The following is a 6,657-nucleotide window of genomic DNA, read 5'->3' on the forward strand; positions in this document are numbered from 1 at the left end:
AATATTCACTGAACGTCATGTGACTTCGGCGTGACGCGGCGGTGACCCCCGATCTCTGCGATGTGCCGCGAGCAGCGCGGCCCGCGGCTCACGCGCCGCGACCGCGGGCGCGGGCGATCGCGACGAAGTCGTCGATCGTGAGCTGCTCGCCGCGCGCCGTGGGGTCGACGCCCGCGGCGGTGAGAACGGCGGATGCCTCCGCCGCCGACCCGCCGAGCAGGGGCGCGAGGGCCTGGCGCAGCATCTTGCGGCGCTGGCCGAACGCGGCATCCACGACCTCGAACGTCGCCCGGCGCAAGGCCTCGTCGCCGCGCGGCTGCGGATCGCGCTGGAAGCCAACGAGCACACTGTCGACGCCCGGGACGGGCCAGAACACCTGGCGCGAGACGGCGCCGGCCAGCCGCCACGGCCCGTACCAGGCGGCCTTGACGCTCGGCGCTCCGTAGACCTTCGATCCGGGCGGGGCGGCGAGGCGCTCCCCCACCTCGGCCTGCACCATGACGACGCCGCGCTCGATGCCTTCGAAGGTCTCCATGAAGTGCAGCAGCACGGGGACGCTGACGTTGTACGGCAGGTTCGCAACGAGCACGGTGGGGTCGCCAGGCAGGTCCGTGACGCGCAGCGCGTCGGCATCGAGCACCGTCAGCGCGCCGTCGGGAACGCCGTGCGCCGCGACGGTCGCGGGCAGCCGGGCGGCCAGCCGGTGGTCGATCTCGACGGCGGTGACGGATGCCCCGCTCTCGAGGATCGCGAGCGTGAGCGAACCGAGGCCCGGGCCGACCTCGACGACCCGGTCGGCGGAGGTGACGTGTGCCGCTTGCACGATCTTGCGCACCGTGTTGGCGTCGACGACGAAGTTCTGGCCCAGCTTCTTGGTCGGCGTGACCTCGATCTCAGCGGCCAAGGCGCGGATCTCGGACGCGCCGAGCAGGGTCACGGGCATGGATGCCAGCCTAGCGAGCCGCCCCTCACCCGGCGGAGCGGCGCCTGCGCAGCAGCCACACACCGGCAGCACCCGCACCGACCGCGACAACGCCGGTTCCGGCCGCGAGCGCCGCGAGCGGACGGATGCCGCCACCCGCGTCTGTGTTCGCGCTCGTGGTCGCGACCGCCGCCGGCGTCTGGTCGATCGACGTGTTGTCGGGCGGGTCGACCTCGGTGATGAGCTGCGGATTTTCTCCCGCCTCGCCGTCGACGGCGAGCGTCAGCACGAAACGCACCGGCACTTGCTCACCCTCCGGCGGGTCCTGCAGCGTTGTGCTGTACGCCAGGAGCATCGTCTGCGGCCCGCCGAGCCACGTCTGCGAGACGGCCGTGGTACCGGATTCGAGGTTCGCCAGCTGTACGGGCGCCACCATCCCGCCGCCGGTGAACCCCGTGCGGTCGAGGAGTATGGACGTCGAGCCGCCGACGTTCTCGCGAATCGGGTTGAACGTCGAGACCAGGAGCGTCACGAACTCGTAGGCATCGAGATCGCCGTCCGCGGGCTCGACCACCTCGACGCTCCACGAGAGCGTCTGGCCTTCCGCGACGTCGATCGTGAGCGCCCGCAGGTCTCCCGGCACCATCTCGATGGCGTAGGACCCCGGCTCGAGCGTGGGTGCCGATGCGAAGGACCGTCCGAGCTCGACGTCCTCCACAGGGGTGGTGCTCGCTTCGGCACCGGGGTTCTCGGATGCCTCGGCGGGAGTCCCACTCGTGTCGAGGTCGGCGGGTTCGATCGCCACCACCAGTTCGACGGGCAACTCGATGTCCGCCAATGCCTCACGGAAGCGTTCCACTCGGATATAGACAGCCCCCGCGTCGCACTGGTTCTCCCAGTCCTCGTCCTCGCCGACCGGTCGCGAGCGCACGCCCGAGAGCGCGGGGAACGAGCTCGAGAAGCCACCTCCGGTCTGTATCGACCACGGGGTGTCGGCGCTGCACGACTCGCCGTGTGCGTCGAGGATGTCGACGCCGGCCTCGAAGTAGGCGTCGTCCTGAGCGTCGAGGAGCCCTCCCACCGCGCCGCTGTCGCCCGGCGGGGGGACGGCGGTGGCTGAGACGTGCAGGCGCTCACCCTCGGCGAGCTCGATGCGGTAGTACTTCGTCGTGCCCTCCTCGGTGTCGCTCGCGCCGTGCTCGAAGGTGTCGAGGAACTGCCCGGGAGTGATCTCTGTCGCCGCCGCGAGGCTTTCGCCGCCGGTGATGGGCGTTCCCGAGACCTCGTAGCCTTCCAATGCGCGCGTAGCGCGTACCGTCAGCTGCTCGGCGAGGTCCTCTCCGTCCTGCGCGTCGGAGTACGCGCCCCCGGTCGCGTCGGCGATGCACTGCAGGTCCGCACGGGCTTCGGCATCCACGCGGAAGCCGATCGTGTACACCGTCAGATCGACGCCGCTTGCGGTGAGCTCTTCCGCGACGTCGCACGGTGGCGGCGGCGCGCACGTGTCGATGCCGTCACTGACGAGGACGATCGCCCCCGCCCCGTCCGACGGTAGAGCGTCCGCGGCCGCCTGCAGAGCCGAGCCGATGGGCGTCCACCCGGATGCCTCGGTCGCCTCGACGCCCGAGCGCAGCTCGCTCGCGTTTCCCGCACCGACCGGCACGACGACGGAGACATCGGCGCACCCCTCGTCGGCGCTCGCGGTGTCGGGCACAGTCGCCCCGTAGACGAGGAGCCCCAATTGGGCATCATCATCGAGGCTATCGACCAGGCCGAGGGCCGCCGTCTTGGCGACGGCCATGCGCGTCGACCCTGAATCGTCGCCGTCGGTGGCGAGCATGGAACTCGACGCGTCGAGGATGAGCATCGTGGGCACGACGCTCTGCGTCGAAGACTCATCGGTCGACGATGCCCACGTGGGCACGGCGGAAGAAATGAGACAGAACAGCAGCGCGGCCAAGAGCGCGCCGATCCGATACTGCCGGTGCGGCAGCTTCGAAGAGGTGACCGCCGTGTTCATGTCGCTCCCGTCGATCGAGGTGGCGTCCCGTCAAGGTGACAACATGTTTGCATATGCAAATCTTGGCGTCAAGATAGACTGGCGGCGCCATGGCAGAGATCATCGCTGGCCGCGTCGAGTTGCTCGCTCCCCTGGCCAGCGGCGCCACCGGGACCGTCTGGCGTGCGATCGACCGACGCCTCACGGCGATCTGCGCAGCCAAGGTCATGCGCCAGCGCGACGGGGCCGACATCCTCCGCTTCCTTCGCGAGCAGTCCGTCCGCCCGCACGCCGACGGAGGAATCGCCGCACACGAGCATCTCCTCCCCCCGTACGCCTGGGTCGCCGAGGACGACGACGTCGCCCTGCTGATGCCGCTGATGCGCGGAGGAACCCTCGCACAGGCGCTCGCCGACCACGGCGCGTTGGCTCCCGCCCTCGTCGCCGAGCTCACGCGACAGCTGCTGCTCGGGCTCGCGACGGTGCACGCCTCCGGCTGGGTGCACCGCGATGTGAAGCCCGCGAACCTGCTGCTGGAGCCCACCGGGCGCGCCACGCCGCACGTGCGCCTCGCCGACTTCGGCGTCGCGCTGCACCACGGCGCGCCGCGTCTCACCCGCGTGGGGCATGTCTCCGGCACCCCGGGGTTCCTCGCCCCGGAGCAACTGCACGGCGACGGCCCCGCGTACCCTCAGGATGTGTGGGCTGCCTGCATGGTGGCGCTACAGGCACTGGATCCGGCCCAGGACCCCGCGCACATCGCGAACCCCGCGGCGCTCGTCGACACGCTCCTCGCCGCCGACGACAGTCCCCGGGCTCAGGCGCTGCGCGCGGTGCTCATGTGCGGGCTGAGCGACGACCCCGGCGCGCGCCCGACGGCCGCCGATGCCGCCGCGATGATTCCTCCTCCGCCCGACGACCCGGCCACGTGGGTGCTCACCGGGACCGGGGAGCCGTTCGAAGTCTTCGATCAGACCGATCCGCTCGAGGCGGGAAGCCGCGGCGCGGGCCTGCCCGAGGTCCCACCCGACGGCCCCGCAGCCTTGCCCTCGAGCGCGCCGCCACCACCCCCTCGCCCTCCCCTGCCGCCGTCTCCTTCCCCTCCCCCGCATCCTGTGCCCGCGCCGCAACCACGGACTCGGCCTCGGCACGGGTGGGCAGTCCCGGTATTGTTCGGCCTGTCCGCCGTCGCGGCCGTCGCCACCGTGTGGCTCACTGTGCTGTCTGCGGGATGAACACCGTGCCCTACCGAGGGGAGCGACCATGAGCACGAACGAAACACCGGATGCCTCCGTCGTGGAGGGGCGTCGCGCCCAGCGCGAGCTGTACGGGGACACGCTCGACGTGCGCCTCGGTGCGATCATGCGCGACTACGGCATCCCGCAGCGACGCCTCGCTGCCGTCCTCGGGCTCAGCGCCCCGATGCTGTCGCAGTTGATCTCCGCTCGCCGCGTCAAGATCGGCAACCCTCTCGCCTACGAACGCATGGTCACGCTGGAACGGCGAGCACAGGAGGCACGCACGGGCGCGGGCGAGACCGTTCTCGAGGAGGTCACGGCGAGCGACATCACGACGACGACGCAGCAGCGCATCCACGGCGAGACGAGAGAGAGCGAGACGCCGTCGCTGGCGCGCCAGGTGAGGGACCACGTCGGCACGAGCGAACTCGCCGCCGCCTGCGCCGCGCTGCGCGACGTGCCGGGCGTCGCGGTGCTGGCCGCGCTGCTTGACGAAGCGCTCGACGGTGAGGCGCGATAGCCGCACCGCGAGAGCAAAGCGGCCCCCGCAAGAACTCCCCCACCCGCAGGACCTCGCCTCACCGGTATGTGGGTCGCCTCAGCCTTCGCGGCTGTCATCGATCTTTCGTCCGCGCCGCAGGACGACGGCACACAGGGAGAACGGGAGAGAGGCCGTAAGCTGATCAGAAGCACGTCAAGACCGGCGCGATAAGGGGCTCATCGCAAGGTCTCGCCTTCTACGACAAGGGTCTTGCTCGAAGCCGACTCTCCGACTTCCGGGACTCACATGCTCTCCTGACGCACCCCCCACGAGCCTCACAGTCACGGAGGCGAGAAGGCTTTTTCGCACTCAATCAAATGGAGTCACGTATGTCAGACGAAGATCACCAGCGACTGCCCCCCGTGCCGAGCAAGACAGCACTCCCCACGGAGGGGATACGTAGACGCGACCTCATCCGAGGTGCAGCGTGGACGATCCCCGTCGTCGCCCTGTCCGTGGCGGCACCTGCATATGCGGCATCCACCGCAACGAGTCTTTCCTTTCCTCAAGACGAATACACGGCGACGGCCTGCGAGCCGGTGGTCAGCGGAGTCCAGGTCCTCGCCACATCGAGCGATGGCACACCAGAAAGTGGTGTAGCCATAACAGTCACGCTTTCAGCGGGCATTCAATTCGCGGACGGTACCTCTGTATATGTGGGAACGACGGACGAGGACGGGCTGATCACTCTTCCCGACATCGAAGCGACATCCAGCGGCACTACGGCAACGATCGCCGCAACGACGTCCGACGGCAGCTCTGTCAGCGCGACAATCACCATCGAGAGCGTCACAAGCACGATCTTCTTCCAACCCGCGTCAGGCTCGGAGACGGAATATCCGGCGCTGCCCGATGGCGTGACCGTCGCTGCCCTGCAGCAGACCAACATCAACAGCATCCGCCGCACGTATGTGCTCGGCAGCGACGGCGTCCTCTACCGAAGTGTCTCGGGCGGGGCATGGTCGACACTCGCGAGCAGTGTCACCGATATCGCCGTCCCTGCCGACGGAGCTGGCGGTATCGCCTATGCCGTCGACGACACCGATGTCTACTTCCAGGCCGTGTCAGGCTCAGCGGACGAATACCCGGCACTGACCTCGGGTGTCACCGTCGCCGATCTGCAGCAGACGTATTTCAATAGCAACTTGCGCACGTATGTGCTCGGCAGCGATGGCATTCTCTACCGGAGTGTCGAGGGCGCGGCGTGGACGCAACTCGCTTCCAATGTCACTGATATCGCCGTACCGGCAGACGGGGGTGGCGGTGTCGCCTATGCCGTCGATGACACAGATGTCTACTTCCAGCCCGTGTCAGGCTCAGCGACGGACTACCCGGCACTGCCCGATGGCGTGACCGTCGCTGTCCTGCAGCAGACCAACGTCAACAGCACCGTCCGCACGTATGTGCTCGGCAGCGACGGCGTCCTCTACCGGAGTGTCTCGGGCGGGGCATGGTCGACACTCGCGAGCAGTGTCACCGATATCGCCGTACCGGCAGACGGAGCTGGCGGTATCGCCTATGCCGTCGATGACACAGATGTCTACTTCCAGCCCGTGTCAGGCTCGGCGACGGACTACCCGGCACTGCCCGATGGCGTGACCGTCGCCGTTCTGCAGCAGACCAACATCAATAGCACCGTCCGCACGTATGTGCTCGGCAGCGACGGCGTCCTCTACCGAAGTATCGCGGGCGCGGCATGGGTGGCACTCGCCAGCAGCGTCACCCATATCGCCGTCGTCGCCGCCAGCGGTGGAGGCATCTCCTACGCCACGATTCCTTCCTGCTGATCGTGGTCTTCGGTGACGAGCGGTGCTCCACCGTGATGTCGTCAGCCCTGATCCGCCCGCCGCGGGACCGACGCCGCGGCGCGGGCGGCGGCGGGGAGCGCGTCGATGATCTGCCCGATCACGGCGTCGTCGTGGGCGGCGGTGACGAACCAGGCCTCGAACGCCGACGG

General features: G+C 69.0%; 5 protein-coding genes. 3 read left to right on the plus strand and 2 right to left on the minus strand.

The features are described 5' to 3' along the window. Positions 1-88: 88 nt before the first annotated feature. Both rsmA and QM641_RS08720 read right to left on the minus strand, forming a co-directional pair. Positions 89-943: a 16S rRNA (adenine(1518)-N(6)/adenine(1519)-N(6))-dimethyltransferase RsmA gene (gene rsmA / locus QM641_RS08715; protein ID WP_415115510.1), complete on the minus strand. Its 855-nt coding sequence runs from the start codon at positions 941-943 to the stop codon at positions 89-91. A gap of 25 nt (positions 944-968) precedes the next feature. Then, complete coding sequence (locus QM641_RS08720) at positions 969-2,942, minus strand: vWA domain-containing protein (RefSeq protein WP_415115514.1); 1,974 nt, start codon at positions 2,940-2,942, stop codon at positions 969-971. 89 nt (positions 2,943-3,031) lie between these two features. Between QM641_RS08720 and QM641_RS08725 the strand changes: the two genes are divergently transcribed. From QM641_RS08725 to QM641_RS08735, 3 genes are all read left to right on the plus strand, one after another. After that, a complete protein-coding gene (locus QM641_RS08725) occupies positions 3,032-4,156 on the plus strand; it encodes a serine/threonine-protein kinase (protein WP_415115516.1) in 1,125 nt (374 codons plus the stop codon). 28 nt (positions 4,157-4,184) lie between these two features. Continuing rightward, positions 4,185-4,679, plus strand: a complete 495-nt coding sequence (locus QM641_RS08730) for a DNA-binding protein (protein ID WP_415115518.1) — start codon at positions 4,185-4,187, stop codon at positions 4,677-4,679. A gap of 677 nt (positions 4,680-5,356) precedes the next feature. Then, a complete protein-coding gene (locus QM641_RS08735) occupies positions 5,357-6,487 on the plus strand; it encodes a hypothetical protein (protein ID WP_415115520.1) in 1,131 nt (376 codons plus the stop codon). Positions 6,488-6,657 lie beyond the last annotated feature (170 nt).

Source organism: Microbacterium sp. (genome assembly GCF_047605725.1).
Taxonomy (GTDB): Bacteria; Actinomycetota; Actinomycetes; order Actinomycetales; family Microbacteriaceae; genus Microbacterium.

Excerpts from the sequence above, each read along its gene's own strand:
- rsmA (WP_415115510.1), bottom strand. The coding sequence starts at position 943 with ATGCCCGTGACCCTGCTCGGCGCGTCCGAGATCCGCGCCTTGGCCGCT.
- QM641_RS08720 (WP_415115514.1), bottom strand. The coding sequence starts at position 2,942 with ATGAACACGGCGGTCACCTCTTCGAAGCTGCCGCACCGGCAGTATCGG.
- QM641_RS08725 (WP_415115516.1), top strand. The coding sequence starts at position 3,032 with ATGGCAGAGATCATCGCTGGCCGCGTCGAGTTGCTCGCTCCCCTGGCC.
- QM641_RS08730 (WP_415115518.1), top strand. The coding sequence starts at position 4,185 with ATGAGCACGAACGAAACACCGGATGCCTCCGTCGTGGAGGGGCGTCGC.